Origin of the sequence: Paenibacillus sp. (assembly GCF_035645235.1) — a bacterium.
GTDB lineage: Bacteria > Bacillota > Bacilli > Paenibacillales > YIM-B00363 > Paenibacillus_AE.
Genome location: NZ_DASQMZ010000055.1, coordinates 27,887 through 42,810, shown reverse-complemented (window position 1 = coordinate 42,810; position 14,924 = coordinate 27,887). Strand labels below are relative to the sequence as shown.

Below are 14,924 nucleotides of genomic sequence, written 5' to 3'. Positions count from 1 at the left end.
CCGCACACCATTCGCCTACGCGCGCCATAGGATAGCGTAGGAGGGATGGAACATGAAAATTGGCGACTACGTCGTCCGCAAATCGTACGGCGGGGACGTCTTGTTTTGCATCCAAGAGATTCGGGAGCGACAAGCGATCCTGAAGGGCGTGTGGTATCGGCTGTTGGCCGACGCGCCGCTGGACGATCTGGAAGCGGCGGCGGAGCCGATGGAGGAAGACACCAGGGGGGGATCCCTCTTCAAGCCGCATCGGCTGCGGATTGCCGGCATGAAACGGGCGGCCGAGCCGTACTTCGACGTGCCGGGCAAAATTTTGCACTTGGACGGAGACCGGGCGTATTTGAAAAAGAGCATCGCCGTATATAACGATCTGCATATTCCGGCGGAAGGATACCATATGCGCGAGGCGGACATGGCCGACGCGCTGCGGCAGCTGCTGCCGATGAGCCAGCCGGATATCGTCGTCATCACGGGACACGACGCGATTCTTAAGCACCGGTTCGACGGCGACAAACAAAATATTCGGAATTACAAAAACTCCATGCATTTCGTGCAGGCGGTGCGGGTCGCTCGCGCCTACGAGCGGAATCGGGACAGCTTGACGGTCGTGGCGGGCGCGTGCCAATCGCATTTCGAAGCGCTGCTGCAAGCGGGCGCGAATTTCGCGAGCTCGCCGTCCCGCATTTTGATTCACGCGCTGGACCCGGTGTACATCGCGGCGAAAGCGGCATACACGCCCGTCGCGGAAACCGTGAACATCTACGACGTCATTACCCATACCGTCAGCGGCCTCAAAGGGCTTGGCGGCATCGAGACGAAGGGCAATTTCCGGATGGGGTTGCCGCGCATCGGGACGGAAAATTAAATTTTTTTGCTTCTTTTCGTTGACAATTCGTAAATTCGATTGATATAATATTCGTCCATTTGACACGAGCCCCCTCTTTCGGTTATAATACCTAAGGAAAGAGGTGGTAGTTGACAATGGCCAAGAATGCGCTGTTGGAAATCAAGAAGAGCTTGGAAGCTCACGTCGGCCAACAAATCACGCTCCGCGCGAACGGCGGCCGCCGCAAAACGATCGAACGCACCGGTGTTTTGGACGAAACCTACCCTTCCGTGTTCATTGTCAAGCTAGACCAGGAGCAGCACGCTTTCAAACGAGTTTCGTACAGTTACGCCGATATATTGACGGAAACCGTCGAAGTCACCGTGCGAGGCGACAACGACGGACAAGTTCGAATCGCTCACATCCAAGCTTAACTTACCGCCTAGAATAGCGATAGTTCATATGGAACGGCAAGCCCGGATATCCGGCGCTTGCCGTTTTTTCGTTCCCGGAAATTGTCCCCACGCCGCGGGCCGCATGCGGCGTACCCCCCCGATACATACTATCCGTAACGCAGGCTCGGAAGGGTCAAATCATTCAAGGAGGTGTACAGGATGGCGCGCAAACGCAAAGGAGTCATGTCGGAAGAGCTGAAATACGAGCTGGCGAAAGACCTCGGGTTCTACGACACCGTACAGAAAGAAGGCTGGGGCGGCATTCGGGCGAAGGACGCCGGAAATATGGTCAAGCGGGCGCTTCAGATCGCAGAGAAGACATTGGCGGAGCAGGCGGGGCAAGCGCAGCCGACGCGGCCGGCCGGCGCGGCGGCGCCTGCGTCCGGTTACCGCGGGGCGCCGGTAAGCGCGGCGGCGGTCCCGGTCGGCGCGACGGCGGTCGCTGCGCCGGCGAGAGGCGCGGCGTTCGTCGGGGCGAGCGCCGTCCCGACGCAGGGACGTTATCGTTCGTAACCGCACAAGTTTGCAGAGGCGTCGGCAGAAGGAGCCGCGGCGAAAGCCGCGGCTCCTTTTTCGCATCCCTCGCAATGTGGTACACTATGGCAATGGATGCAGACGCGAAAGGCGGTGACGGTGCGAACGTGAAGGTATACGAGAAGGCGCCCGCCAAAATCAATTTATCTCTCGACGTGCTTCGTAAGCGCGAGGACGGCTACCACGAGGTCGAGATGATCATGACGATGGTCGACTTGGCCGATCGTTTGGAGATGGAGGAGCTGCCGCGGGATACGATCATCATTTCGAGCCAGGCGGGGTATATTCCGCTCGACGAGAAAAATTTGGCGTTCCAAGCCGCGAAGCTGATTAAAGAGCGATACGGCGTGAGGAAGGGCGTATATATCCACTTGGATAAGCGAATTCCGGTGTCGGCGGGACTCGCCGGGGGAAGCACCGACGCGGCCGCGACGCTGCGCGGGCTGAACCGGCTTTGGAAGCTGAACATCCCCGCGGAGGAGCTGAGAAAGCTAGGGGAAGAGCTCGGATCGGACGTGCCCTTCTGCGTCACGGGAGGCACGGCGATCGCCCGCGGTCGGGGCGAACGGTTGACGCCGATCGGATCCCCGCCGCCGTGCTGGGTCGTATTGGTCAAGCCGCCGATCAACGTGTCGACGGCAGACGTCTACGGGCGATTCCGGGTCGACCGGATTCGGCATCGGCCGCAGACGGACGCCATGCTGCGGGCGATCGAAGAGGGGGACTTCCCCAGGCTCTGCGGGGCGCTCGGGAACGTGCTGGAGGAAGTGACGATCCCGATGCATCCCGAAGTGCGGAACATCAAGGAGTCGATGCTTCGCTTGGGCGCGGACGGCGCGCTCATGTCGGGCAGCGGGCCGACCGTGTTCGCCCTCGTGCAGCGCGAATCGAAGCTGGCCCGCATTTACAACGGGCTGCGAGGCTTCTGTCGGGAAGTTCACGTGGTGCGTCTTCTCTCGACACCTCTTGTACAAACACGGACATAAGTGGTATATTTTCAGTATAATGTTCGGAAATGGAACGTTTTCTGGAAATGAAGAGGGGGCAATGGGGTGAAAAAGTTGAAAAGAAGCGCTCGTCTCGTCGAGATGACGCAGTATTTGCTGGCGAAGCCTCATGTCATCGTACCCCTGACCATGTTTGCGGATCGCTACGCGTCGGCCAAGTCGTCGATCAGCGAGGATCTCACGATCATTAAAGAGGTGTTCGAGTCGGAAGGCATCGGCGAGCTCCATACGCTCGCAGGCGCCGCCGGCGGGGTGAAATTCGTTCCGAAGATGTCGCGCGCCGGGGCGCTTCAGCTCGTCAACGGCGTTTGCCGTCTGTTAGAGCAACCGGAACGACTGTTGCCCGGCGGGTATTTGTATATGTCCGACATTTTGGGACAGCCCGCCATTATGAACGAGATCGGACGCACGTTCGCGTCCGTCTTCGCGGACAAGCCCATCGACGTCGTCATGACGGTCGAGACGAAGGGCATCCCGCTCGCGTACGCCACGGCGGCTCATCTGAATTTGCCCGTCGTCATCGTGCGGCGGGACCCGAAGGTGACGGAGGGCTCCTCCGTCAGCATCAACTACGTCTCGGGCTCCAATAAGCGCATTCATACGATGACGCTCGCGCGGCGCGCGCTCAAGTCGAAGGCGAACGTGCTGATCGTGGACGATTTCATGCGCGCGGGCGGCACGGCGAGAGGCATGATGGATTTGCTTCAAGAATTCGAAGCGACCGTGCAGGGGGTCGGCGTCTTGGTCGAAGCGGGCGGCGTCGACGAGGAAGAGCTGCTGGTGGAGGATTACGTTTCCTTGGCGCGGCTCGCGTACGTCGATCCGAAGACGCGCGAAATTCGCATGGCGCCAGGCAATTATTTCGAGGAGGATACGACACGATGAATCCAACCGTAATTTCGACGGACGGGGCGCCGGCGGCGATCGGCCCTTACGTGCAGGCGATGCGCGTCGGCGGTTTCGTCTTTACTTCCGGTCAAATTCCGCTGAAGCCCGACGGCACGATGGTCGAGGGCGGCGTAGCGGAACAGACGCGGCAGGTGATGGAAAACTTGAAGGCCGTCGCGGCCGCGGCCGGCGTCACGCTGGCGCAAACCGTCAAGGCGACCGTCTTTCTGAAGGACATGAACTCCTTCGCGGAATTCAACGCCGTCTTCGAAGAGATGTTCGAAGGTCATAAGCCGGCGCGGTCGACCGTGGAGGTGGCGCGGCTCCCGAAGGACGCGCAAGTCGAGATCGAGCTCATCCTCGCGGTCGATGCATAAGCTTTCTGAATATTTATAAAAAAAAGTGTGCGAGTCTCAAGAAATAGGAAGGAATTTGGAATTGTTTGTGGAATATTACACCAAGTCCTTGTTTTCGATACTGATAAGGTGGTGACCAAGCAGTGCAAATTACCGATGTGAGACTCCGCCGCGTGAATTCGGAAGGCCGTATGAAAGCGATCGCATCCATTACAATCGACAACGAATTCGTCGTTCACGACATCCGGGTCATTGACGGAAACAACGGCATGTTCGTAGCAATGCCGAGCAAGCGGACGCCCGACGGCGAGTTCCGCGACATCGCTCACCCGATCTCGTCGACCACTCGGGAGAAGATCCAAGCAGCCGTTCTGGCGGAATACGACCGCGCGGCGTCCGACGAAGAAGACGTAATCGAAGAAGGAGCGTAAATAATGGATGCGACGAGAGAGCCTGCGGGCTCTCTCTTTTCTTTTCGTCGAAAGTGAGATATGATTTCATGTGGGAAAAAGCGACCCTCGGCCAAGCGGAACGGCCGATTCGGAAGGGGGCTTCTGCATGAACGCGAACACGAACGTCATGGGAATCGTATTGGCGGCTGGTCTTGGCAAACGAATGAAGTCTAAATTACATAAAGTGCTGCACCCGGTCTGCGGCAAGCCGATGCTCGAGCACGTCCTCGACGCGCTCGACGCGGCGGGCGTCGGCCGCAAAGTCGTCGTCGTCGGCCACGGCGCCGACGCGGTGCGCGGCGCGCTCGGCGGCCGCGTCGAGTACGCGCTGCAAGCGGAGCAGCTCGGCACCGGGCATGCGGTGCGCGTCGCGGAGCCGCTGCTCGGCGCCGAAGACGGCGTGACGATCGTCGTCTACGGCGATACGCCGCTGCTGACGGCGCAGTCGCTCGAGGGCATGCTTCGCCTGCAGCGCGAGTCCGGCGCGGCGGCGACGCTGCTCACGGCCGCGTTCGACGATCCGACCGGCCTCGGCCGCATCGTGCGCGGCGCGGACGGCGGCATCGAGCGCATCGTCGAGGAGAAGGATTGCGACGCGAACGAGCGCGCCATTCGCGAGATCAACGCAGGCGCCTATTGCTTCGATAACAAGAAGCTGTTCGAGGCGCTCGCGCAGGTGAAGAACGACAACAAGCAGGGCGAATACTATTTAACGGACGTCATCGGCATCTTTCGCGCCGCAGGTCTCGCCGTACAAGGCTACTGCACCGCGGATGCGGACGAAGCGTTCGGCGTCAACGACCGCGTCGCGCTGGCGGAGGCGGAGCGGCTCATGCGCGCGCGCATCAACCGCGCGCATCTGCTGGGCGGCGTGACGATCGTCGATCCGGCCGCGACGTACATCGACGCGGGCGTAACGATCGGCGCCGATACGGTCGTCTATCCCGGCACGACGCTGCGGGGGGCGACGCATATCGGGGAAGGCTGCGCGATCGGGCCGAACACCGACATTTTGAACTCGACCGTCGCGGACGAGGCGGTCGTGAAGCACTCGGTGCTCGACAAGGCGGTCGTCGGCCCGCGCACGACGGTCGGGCCGTTCGCGAATCTGCGCCCGGGCACGCGCCTCGGCAGCGACGTGAAGATCGGCGATTTCGTCGAGATTAAGAGCGCTACGATCGACGACCGCTCCAAGGTGTCGCATCTCGCGTACGTCGGCGACGCCCGCGTCGGCAAAGACGTGAACATCGGCTGCGGCGTCATTACGGTCAACTACGACGGCTTCTCCAAATTCGAGACGGTCATCGAGGACGAGGCGTTCGTCGGCAGCAACGTGAATTTGGTCGCGCCGGTGAAGATCGGCAAGGGCGCGTTCGTCGTCGCCGGCTCCACGATCACGCAGGACGTCGGAGAAGACGACTTCGCCATCGCCCGCGAGCGGCAGACGACCAAGAAGGGCTACGCAAAGACGCTGAAGGCGCGCCTGAAGGCGCAAAAAAATAGATAGGTCGGTACGCGCCGCGCAGGCGGCGGGGAGGAACCATTTTCTGGAGGAGAATGTTTGCATGTCTTACCGGGATCCGAAGCTGAAGGTGTTCACGTGCAATTCGAACCCGCGGCTGGCGCAGGAAATCGCAGAATATATCGGCATACCGCTCGGCGTCTCGCAGACGATCCGCTTCAGCGACGGGGAGATCCAAACCCGGATCGACGAGAGCGTGCGCGGCAGCGACGTCTACGTCATTCAATCGACCTGCGCGCCGGTCAACGAGCATCTGATGGAGCTGCTCGTCATGGTGGACGCGCTGAAGCGGGCGTCCGCGAAGAGCATCAACGTCGTCATTCCGTATTACGGGTACGCTCGGCAGGACCGTAAAGCCCGCTCCCGCGATCCGATCACCGCGAAGCTCGTCGCGAATTTGATCGAGACGGCCGGCGCGCACCGCGTCATCTCGATGGATTTGCACGCGACGCAAATTCAAGGCTTCTTCGACATCCCGGTCGATCACCTGCTGGGGGTTCCGATCCTTGGCGCTTACTTCAAGGAGAAGAACCTGCAGGACATCGTCGTCGTCTCGCCCGACCACGGCGGCGTCGTGCGCGCCCGCAAGCTGGCGGATTACCTGAACGTGCCGCTCGCGATTATCGACAAGCGCCGTCCGGAGCCGAACGTCGCGGAGGTCATGAACATCATCGGCGAGGTGAAGGGCAAGACCGCGATCGTCATCGACGACATTATCGATACGGCGGGCACGATCATGCTCGGCGCGAACGCGCTCATTAAGGAAGGCGTCAAGGAAGTGTACGCCTGCTGCACGCACGCGGTGTTGTCGGGCCCGGCGATGGAGCGGCTCGAGCAATCGGCGATCCGGGAAGTCGTCATTACGAATACGATTCCGGTGACGCATCCGAAGCCGTGCACGAAGCTGAAGACGTTGTCCGTCGCGCCGCTGATGGGCGAGGCGATCATCCGCGTGCACGAGGAGCTGTCCATCAGCAAGCTGTTCGAAGACTAAGATTGAGCCGTTCGCGGTTAATTCCGGCCTCCGGCGGGAACATTAGGTACTAGGTATTCTAGTATCTAAGCGTCCACAGGAGGTTTTTTTCATGTTGAACGACACGTTGGTCTCCGTGCTGGCCCGCGCCGCCGAGACGAAGTCGGATCGCCGCACGAACCGCGAAAGCGGGAAAATTCCCGGGGTCGTCTACGGGAAGAAGGTGGCGCCGGAGTCGATTTATATCGAAGAGAAGTTGCTGCATACGTTGATTCGCTCCGGCGCGGCCGCGGGCGCGATCGTACGGCTGCAGGTGCCGAATCATGGCGAGCAGCCGGTCATGATCGGCGAAATTCAGCGGGATAAGGTGCTGGGCCGCATTCTGCACGTCGACTTCCACCAGATCGACATGAACGAGCCGGTGAAGGCGACGGTGCGCGTCGAGCTGACGGGCGACGCGCAGGGCGTGCGCGAGGGCGGCATTCTGCAGGTGATGAACGCGACGGTCGACGTCCGCTGCATCGCGAGCGCGATCCCGGCCGCGATCGAAGCGGACGTGAGCGGCTTGCAGGTCGGCGAGCACCTGTACGTGCGCGATTTACGCGTGCCGGCCGGCGTCGAAATTCGAAGCGACGAGAACGACATCGTCGCGACGGTGCTCGCGCCGCAGAAGGAGCTGCCGGAGGCGAGCGACGCCATTCGCGACGAGACGGTCGCCGAGCATACGGAGGAACGCGTCGAGGAAGCGCAGGCGGAACAGGCGCAACGATAGAGCTATTGGGCAACGACAGGCTGCCGTCCGAGGTCGAATTTCGACCGCGGGCGGCTTTTTCCTTTTCCCTAGAACGGGTATAATAGGCAACGGAAGCTGCAAGGCATACGGGAAGGCGGTGCGATACGGGCATGAAATGGTTTGTCGGGCTCGGCAATCCGGGCAGGGAATACGAAGATACGCGGCATAATATCGGTTGGATGGCGCTGGACGAGGTCGCCCGCCGGTGGGGCGTCGCGACGGCGAAGGCGCAATGCAAGGGCCTCGTCGCCGAAGCGCGGGTCGGCGGGGACAAGGCGTACCTCGTCAAGCCGATGACGTACATGAATTTATCCGGGGAATGCGTCCGGGCGTTCCTCGATTTTTATAAACCCGACCCGGCCGACTTGATCGTCGTCTACGACGATATGGACACGGAGCTCGGCGCGGTCCGGCTGCGCATGAAGGGCAGTCCGGGCGGGCACAACGGCATCAAGTCGATCATCGCGCACCTCGGCACCGATCAGTTCCATCGCATTCGAATGGGCATCTCCCGGCCGGCGCCGGGAACGAACATCTCCAATTACGTGCTGTCGACGTTCCGCAAGGAAGAGCGCGAGGCGCTCGCGGCGACGGTTCGGAAGGCCGCCGACGCGATGGAATATTGCTTGACCGAGCCGTTCGAGAAGGCGATGGCGAAATTTAACGGCGCCTAACGAATGGAACCGGTCCTCCCGTGGCGATACTAGGAAAGCAGGAACAGCCTGGGAGGTGGAGTAACGTGTCGATTCGATACGTCTGCAAACATTGCCGCATGCCGCTCGGAGAAATTTCCGGGGAGGGCGTCACGGAGGCTCGGCTCGGGTTCCATTTCTTGACCCCCGAGGAGCGCAACGATATAATTACGTATGATTCGAACGGCGGCGTGACCGTCAAATTGGTATGCGATTATTGCCGCGAGGCGCTCGAGTCTCATCCCGAGCTCTCGTTGGTATCCAGCCCGCTGCAATGACCGAAGCCGGTCGAGCGCGACGCGGAGCGGGAGGAACGGCCTTGGCTTGTCAGCCTAGGCTTCTTTTGGTTTGCGGAAACGAGGTGGCCTAATCTCGATATGAGACGATTATTAGAAACCCTAGCGACGGATCCGGACATCGTCTCGGTGACGGGCGGGATCCGCTCGGGGATGAAAGAACAATTGGTGTCCGGCCTTGCCGGATCGGCTAGAAGCGTATTTATCGCGGCGTTGCATGCGGAGCTGCAGCGCCCGATCGTCGTTATGACGCACAATATGTTTTCGGCCCAAAAGTTGATAGAGGATTTGGAAGAATGCTTGCCCCGCGGCGAGCTGTTATCGTACCCCGCCAACGAATCGATCGCGACGGAGGCGGCCGTCTCCAGCCCCGAGCTCGTTTCGCAGCGCATCGACGCGTTATCGCGCCTGGCGAACGGCTTCCGGGGCGTCTTAGTCGTGCCGTTCGCCGGCGTGCGGCGGCTTGTGCCGCCGAAGGAGACGTTCCGCGGGGCCGCGGTGACGGTCGCCGTCGGCGAGACGCTGCCGATGGACGGCTTCCTCGCCCGGCTCGCCGAGCTCGGGTACGAGCGGGTCGAGCGGGCGGAAAGCCGCGGCGACATGAGCGCGCGGGGCGGCATCGTCGACGTCTACCCGCCGAAGAACGTGCCGGAGGCGGCGGCGCTCGGCATCGAAGGCGATCTCGCCGTGCGGATCGAATGGTTCGACGACGAGATCGACTCGATTCGGCTGTTCGACCCGGTCGATCAACGGTCGAAGGAGAAGCTGGAGCGCGCGACGCTGCCGCCGAGCCGCGAGCTGTTCGCCGACGGGCGGCGGTTCGCGAACGCGGCGCAAACCGCGTCCGAGCTGCTCGAGAAGCAGCTGGAGCGGACGCAGGACCGCGCCGTCAAGGAGAAGCTGCGCGAGGAAATCGGCGGCGATCTCGTCAAGCTGCGGGAAGGCGCGTACTTTACGGGCATTTATAAATACGTAGCGCTGTTGTACCCCGAGCGGGAGACGCTGCTCGACTACTTGCCGAAGGACGCGGTGTTGTTCGTCGACGAGCCGAATCGGCTGCTCGAGACGGCGAAGCAGCTCGAACGCGACGAGGCGGAATGGACGACGCACCTGCTGCAGGAGGGAAAGACGATTCCGGCCTTCGCGCTGTCGAAGAGCTACGAGTCGCTGTTCTTCCACAAGCCGTTCCAAACCGTCTATTTGTCGTTGTTTCTGCGGCAAATTCCGAATACGCAGCCGCAAAACATCGTGAACGTCATCTGCCGCGCGATGCAGCAATTCCACGGCCAGATGAACGTGCTGAAGACGGAGGTCGAGCGGTGGACCAAGGCGAAATCGACCGTCATGATGCTGGCCGGCAGCAAGGAGCGGCTCGAGCGGATGCGGCGGGTGCTGGCGGACTACGGCATTCCGGAGCAGACGATGATCGAGGGCAACCTGCAGAGCGGCTTCGAGCTGCCGTCGATCCATCTCGTCGTCGTGACCGAAGGCGAGATGTTCAGCGCGAAGCAGCGGAAGGCGCGCAAGGTCGAACGCAAGCTCGAAAACGCGGAGCGGATCAAGAGCTATACGGAGCTCAAGGTCGGCGATTACGTCGTGCACGTCAACCACGGCATCGGCCAATACGTCGGCATCGGCACGATCGAGATCGACGGCGTCCACAAGGACTACCTGCACATCATGTACGCGGGCGGCGACAAGCTGTCCGTGCCGATCGAGCAGATCGACATGGTGCAGAAGTATATCGGCGCGGATGAAGGCAAGGAGCCGAAAATTTACAAACTGGGCGGCACCGATTGGACGAAGGCGAAGACGAAGGCGCGCTCCGCGGTCAAGGATATCGCCGACGAGCTGATCAAGCTGTACGCGGCGAGGCAGGCGGCGCCCGGGCATGCCTTCAACCCGGATACGCCGTACCAGCAAGAGTTCGAAGCGATGTTCCCGTACGACGAGACGACGGACCAGCTGCGGGCGATCCAAGAAATCAAAAGCGACATGGAGCGCCCGCAGCCGATGGACCGGCTGCTGTGCGGCGACGTCGGCTACGGGAAAACCGAGGTCGCGATTCGCGCGGCGTTCAAGGCGGCGATGGACGGCAAGCAGGTCGCCGTGCTCGTGCCGACCACCATTCTCGCGCAGCAGCATTACGAGACGTTCCGGGAGCGGTTCGGCGGCTTCCCGTTCAACATCGGCGTGCTCAGCCGCTTCCGCTCCAAGAAGGAGCAGACCGAGACGATCAAAGGGGTGGCGAACGGCACCGTCGACGTCGTCATCGGCACGCATCGGATCTTGTCGCAGGACGTAAAATTCAAAGACCTCGGCCTGCTCATCATCGACGAGGAGCAGCGGTTCGGCGTCACGCATAAGGAGAAGCTGAAGAAGCTGCGGCTGAACGTCGACGTGTTGACGCTGACGGCGACGCCGATCCCGCGCACGCTGCATATGTCGATGCTCGGCGTCCGCGACCTGTCCGTCATCGAAACGCCGCCGGAAAACCGCTTCCCGGTGCAGACGTACGTCGTGGAATACAGCGGGGCGCTCGTGCGGGACGCGATTGAGCGGGAGCTCGCCCGCGACGGGCAGGTGTACTACCTGTACAACCGGGTGCAGGGCATCCAGCAGATGGCGGAGCAAATTCACGCCCTCGTGCCGGAGGCGCGCGTCGCCGCGGCGCACGGGCAAATGTCGGAGCAGGAGCTGGAGAAGACGATTCTCGACTTCCTGGACGGCGAATACGACGTGCTCGTCAGCACGTCGATCATCGAGACCGGGGTCGATATCCCGAACGTCAACACGCTCATCGTGCATGACGCCGACAAAATGGGGCTGTCGCAGCTGTACCAGCTCCGCGGCCGCGTCGGACGCTCGAATCGGATCGCGTACGCGTACTTTACGTATCAGCGCGATAAGGTGCTCAACGAGGTGGCGGAGAAGCGGCTGCAGGCGATCAAAGAATTTACGGAGCTCGGCTCGGGCTTCAAAATCGCGATGCGCGACCTTGCCATCCGCGGCGCCGGGAACCTGCTCGGCGGCGAGCAGCACGGCTTCATCGCCTCGGTCGGCTTCGACCTGTACTCGCAAATGCTCGCCGAGGAAATCGAGCAGCGCAAGACGGCGCTCGACGCCGAAGCGGCCGGCGAAGGCGTCGACCCCGCGCAAGCGGCGGCGGCGCGGCGCCCGAAGCCGGTCAACACGCAAATCGATCTGACGCTGGACGCTTATTTGCCCGGCGAGTATATTTACGACAGCGCGCAGAAGATCGAAATTTACAAGAAGGTCGCCGCCCTGCGCAGCTTCGAGGAGGAGAACGAGCTCGCCGACGAGCTCACCGACCGATTCGGGGACATGCCCGAGCCGGTGCAGACGCTGCTCGCCGTGGCGCGGCTTAAAATTTACGGCGCCGCGTACGGCATCCAGACGATCTCCGCCAAGGGCGACGACCTCGTCCTGACGTTCGCCCCGGAACAGAACGAGCGGATCGACGGGCAGAAGCTGTTTGCCCTGAGCAACCGGTTCGAGCGCAAGCTGAAGCTCGTGCCGGGCAAACAAATCGTGATGCACCTCAATCGCAAAGGGCTGTCCATGGAGGAGTCGCTGCACGTTCTCGAGACGCTGCTGCAGCAATATCGAGAAGTGCTGAAGGACGGCGCGCAACGCTCTACAAACGTTGTATGACCTGGCAGGATGTTCCTTGGGGACATCCTGTGTTGCTTTCATTTGGTTGGTAACAATAATGGCGAACGGAACCAATCTCGTACCAAGATGTTGGACGCATTGTATAAGATCTGGTGAATAAGTGAATCGCTAGCTACAAATACTAAGGGCGAATATAACACACAACGTCATCACCCCCTCGAACCGTAACAGGACGACTTCCATGCAACCAAACTTCAAGAAAGCGAGGGCACAACATGAAAGCAACAGGCATCGTACGCAGAATCGACGATCTTGGACGGGTGGTCATTCCGAAGGAAATTCGCCGGACACTCCGTATCCGAGAAGGCGATCCACTGGAGATCTTCGTCGATCGCGACGGAGAAGTGATTTTGAAAAAATATTCCCCGATCGGGGAACTCGGCGACTTCGCGAAGGAATACGCAGAATCGCTCAGCGAAAGCACCGGCCACATTACGATGATTTCGGATCGCGACAACATCATCGCCGTATCCGGGGCGTCGAAGAAAGAATACATGGAAAAGCAGATCGGCGCGATCGTCGAAACGTCGATGGAAAACCGCAAGACGACGGCCGAGACGACCGCCGGCGAATACGAAATTTGCAAGGATATGCCGGAGGCGTACACCTCCTTCGTGTGCTCCCCGATCGTCGCGGGCGGCGACCCGATCGGCTCGGTCATCTTGGTTTCCAAGCAAGAAGGCATGAAGATGAGCCAGATGGAAGTGAAGATGGCGGAGACGGCGGCCGGCTTCTTGGCCAAGCAGATGGAGCAGTGAGAACGGCACGATTTCGAAAAGGTTACCGAAGGCGCGGCGTCGCGCCTTCCGACGAGGCTTTCGCTCCCGTGCAAGCGCGCGGGTTGCGGAAGCCTCTTCGTTTATGTTTAGATGGTGGAAAAAAGGAGTTGGGGCATGTTGGCAACGAAGGCGGGACGAATCGTCGTCGCGGGGCTCGGGCCCGGCGGACCGGACGGGCTGACGCTGGGCGCGTGGGACGCGATTCGCGGGGCGGAGCGGCTGCTGCTTCGGACCGGGCTGCACCCGGTCGTCGCATGGCTGCGTGAGCAAGGCATCGCGTTCGAGACGTACGACGAGACGTACGAGGCGAACGGCCGATTCGAAGACGTGTACGAGGCGATCGTCGCGGACGTGCTGCGCCGCGCGAAGGAGGGCGAACGGATCGTCTATGCGGTGCCGGGACATCCTTCGGTGGCCGAGACGACGGTGGCGCTGCTGCGGGCGCGGTGCCCCGAGGCGGGGGTGGAGCTGCGATTGGTCGGCGGGGAGAGCTTTCTCGACCGCGCGTTCGTCGAGCTCGGGTTCGACCCGGCGGACGGATTTCAGCTCGCCGACGCGACCGACTTCCATGCGGAGCGGCTCGATCCGTACAATCATATCGTGATTACCCAAGTGTACGATGCCCTGGTCGCGTCCGACGTGAAGCTGGGGCTGATGGACCGATATCCGGACGATTACGAGGTGGTAGTCGGGCATGCGCTAGGGGTCGCAGGCGAGCAGCGCATCGAGCGCGTGCCGCTGTACGAGCTCGACCGCATCGGCGGCTACGGCAATTTGTCGCTCGTGTACGTCCCCCCGACGGACCGGGACGACGTGCATTACCGCACGTTCGAGCGGTTGCACGCGATCATCGCGAAGCTGCGCAGCCCGGAGGGCTGCCCGTGGGACCGGGAGCAGACGCATCGATCGCTTCGGAAGTACTTCATCGAGGAGACGTTCGAAGCGGTCGAGACGATCGACGAGGACGACATGGACGCGCTGCGGGACGAGCTCGGCGACGTGCTCCTGCAAATCATGCTCCATGCGCAAATCGAGGAGGAAGCGGGCGCCTTCACGATATACGACGTCATCGCGGGCCTCGCGGAGAAGATGGTGCGGCGCCATCCGCACGTGTTCGGAGACGTTCGGGTAGGCGGGGTCGACGACGTGCTGGCCACATGGCAGGGCGTGAAAGCCAAGGAGCGGGAGGCGGCGGGCGAGCCGGCGCCGGCGTCCGTGCTGGACGGCGTGCCGAGCGGCTTGCCGGCGATGCTGCGGGCGGTCGCGCTCCAGAAGAAGGCGGCGAAGGTCGGCTTCGATTGGGACGAGCCGGCCAGCATCGCCGACAAAATCGTAGAAGAGCTCCGGGAATTTCAAGACGCGCTGGCGGACGGGGGCGAGCGCCGGGACGAACGGCTGCTCGACGAGATGGGAGACTTGCTTTTCGCGGTCGTGAATCTAGCGCGGTTTTTGAAGCTGGACCCCGAAGAAGCGTTGTCGGCGACGAATCGGAAATTTATGCAAAGATTTCGGTATATCGAGGAAAGGCTACGTTTAAGCGGGAAATCCTTTGACCAAACTGATATTGGGGAGATGGAACGCTACTGGCAAGAAGCCAAAAGGAGCTGAGTCGCCTTCCTACGCGCGAATATTTTGCTAAATTGTTGAAAATGTTC

The 14,924-nt window shown here is 61.3% G+C and carries 14 protein-coding genes and 1 pseudogene; all 15 read left to right on the top strand.

The window, feature by feature from the left end; genetic code table 11:
• Positions 1 to 52: 52 nt before the first annotated feature.
• The 15 genes and pseudogenes from VEZ38_RS04885 to mazG all read left to right on the top strand — a co-directional run bounded on the left by VEZ38_RS04885 (position 53) and on the right by mazG (position 14,877).
• Positions 53 to 865, top strand: coding sequence for a sporulation peptidase YabG (locus VEZ38_RS04885; protein WP_324892224.1), 813 nt, complete (start codon positions 53 to 55; stop codon positions 863 to 865).
• Between the two features lie 116 nt (positions 866 to 981).
• Positions 982 to 1,260 carry a biofilm formation stimulator Veg gene (gene veg / locus VEZ38_RS04880; protein ID WP_324892223.1) on the top strand — a complete coding sequence of 93 codons (279 nt, stop codon included), beginning with the start codon at positions 982 to 984 and terminating at the stop codon, positions 1,258 to 1,260.
• A gap of 180 nt (positions 1,261 to 1,440) precedes the next feature.
• A pseudogene (locus tag VEZ38_RS04875) lies at positions 1,441 to 1,614 on the top strand (small, acid-soluble spore protein, alpha/beta type); the annotation flags it as partial.
• A 308-nt stretch (positions 1,615 to 1,922) separates the two neighbouring features.
• Complete coding sequence (gene ispE / locus VEZ38_RS04870; protein ID WP_324892242.1) at positions 1,923 to 2,801, top strand: 4-(cytidine 5'-diphospho)-2-C-methyl-D-erythritol kinase; 879 nt, start codon at positions 1,923 to 1,925, stop codon at positions 2,799 to 2,801.
• 66 nt (positions 2,802 to 2,867) lie between these two features.
• Entirely contained in the window at positions 2,868 to 3,707 is an 840-nt protein-coding gene (gene purR / locus VEZ38_RS04865) for a pur operon repressor (RefSeq protein ID WP_324892222.1), read from the top strand.
• Positions 3,704 to 4,087, top strand: a complete 384-nt coding sequence (locus tag VEZ38_RS04860) for a RidA family protein (RefSeq protein WP_324892221.1) — start codon at positions 3,704 to 3,706, stop codon at positions 4,085 to 4,087. The genes purR and VEZ38_RS04860 overlap by 4 nt, the downstream gene beginning before the upstream one ends.
• A 122-nt stretch (positions 4,088 to 4,209) precedes the next feature.
• Positions 4,210 to 4,497, top strand: a complete 288-nt coding sequence (gene spoVG / locus VEZ38_RS04855; RefSeq protein WP_242736660.1) for a septation regulator SpoVG — start codon at positions 4,210 to 4,212, stop codon at positions 4,495 to 4,497.
• Positions 4,498 to 4,624: 127 nt separating this feature from the next.
• Positions 4,625 to 6,025, top strand: coding sequence for a bifunctional UDP-N-acetylglucosamine diphosphorylase/glucosamine-1-phosphate N-acetyltransferase GlmU (glmU, locus tag VEZ38_RS04850; protein WP_324892220.1), 1,401 nt, complete (start codon positions 4,625 to 4,627; stop codon positions 6,023 to 6,025).
• Between the two features lie 58 nt (positions 6,026 to 6,083).
• A complete protein-coding gene (locus tag VEZ38_RS04845) occupies positions 6,084 to 7,034 on the top strand; it encodes a ribose-phosphate diphosphokinase (protein WP_324892219.1) in 951 nt (316 codons plus the stop codon).
• Positions 7,035 to 7,125: 91 nt separating this feature from the next.
• The gene (locus tag VEZ38_RS04840; protein WP_324892218.1) at positions 7,126 to 7,785 is read left to right on the top strand and encodes a 50S ribosomal protein L25; all 660 of its coding nucleotides are present in this window, start codon (positions 7,126 to 7,128) and stop codon (positions 7,783 to 7,785) included.
• Between the two features lie 131 nt (positions 7,786 to 7,916).
• A complete protein-coding gene (gene pth, locus VEZ38_RS04835; protein ID WP_324892217.1) occupies positions 7,917 to 8,480 on the top strand; it encodes an aminoacyl-tRNA hydrolase in 564 nt (187 codons plus the stop codon).
• Between the two features lie 65 nt (positions 8,481 to 8,545).
• Positions 8,546 to 8,776 (top strand): anti-sigma-F factor Fin family protein, encoded by a 231-nt coding sequence (locus tag VEZ38_RS04830; RefSeq protein ID WP_324892216.1) that lies wholly within the window; start codon positions 8,546 to 8,548, stop codon positions 8,774 to 8,776.
• Positions 8,777 to 8,875: 99 nt separating this feature from the next.
• Positions 8,876 to 12,469: a transcription-repair coupling factor gene (gene mfd, locus VEZ38_RS04825; RefSeq protein ID WP_324892215.1), complete on the top strand. Its 3,594-nt coding sequence runs from the start codon at positions 8,876 to 8,878 to the stop codon at positions 12,467 to 12,469.
• Positions 12,470 to 12,705: 236 nt separating this feature from the next.
• Entirely contained in the window at positions 12,706 to 13,248 is a 543-nt protein-coding gene (gene spoVT, locus VEZ38_RS04820) for a stage V sporulation protein T (RefSeq protein ID WP_324892214.1), read from the top strand.
• A gap of 135 nt (positions 13,249 to 13,383) precedes the next feature.
• Positions 13,384 to 14,877 carry a nucleoside triphosphate pyrophosphohydrolase gene (gene mazG, locus VEZ38_RS04815; RefSeq protein WP_324892213.1) on the top strand — a complete coding sequence of 498 codons (1,494 nt, stop codon included), beginning with the start codon at positions 13,384 to 13,386 and terminating at the stop codon, positions 14,875 to 14,877.
• Positions 14,878 to 14,924: the final 47 nt, after the last annotated feature.